This is a genomic window from Ochrobactrum sp. SFR4 (genome assembly GCF_019730395.1).
Classification (GTDB): Bacteria; Pseudomonadota; Alphaproteobacteria; order Rhizobiales; family Rhizobiaceae; genus Pseudochrobactrum.
Genome location: NZ_JAAPBB010001492.1, coordinates 1 through 230, shown reverse-complemented (window position 1 = coordinate 230; position 230 = coordinate 1). Strand labels below are relative to the sequence as shown.

The 230-nt window shown below is 50.0% G+C and carries 1 protein-coding gene; it reads left to right on the top strand.

Annotation, left to right across the window (positions count from 1 at the left end; genetic code table 11):
* The coding region (locus tag HBA93_RS24000; RefSeq protein WP_502910201.1) for a response regulator transcription factor at window positions 1–230 on the top strand (230 nt) is incomplete at both ends.

The following is a 230-nucleotide window of genomic DNA, read 5'->3' as shown; positions in this document are numbered from 1 at the left end:
AGATGACTATCTGGTCAAACCCTTTGATTTTCGCGAACTTGAAGCGCGGGTGCGGGTTTTATTACGGCGCAATACCGGAGAAACGACCAATATCATCGTTTGCGGTAATCTGCAGCTGGACCGGCAAAGCCGTAATGTGCGCATAGGCAATCGTGAGGTTCAGCTGAAGCGTCGTGAAATTGCTATTCTTGAGGTCTTTGCCACACGTCCCGGCCGGTTTTTTAGCAAAG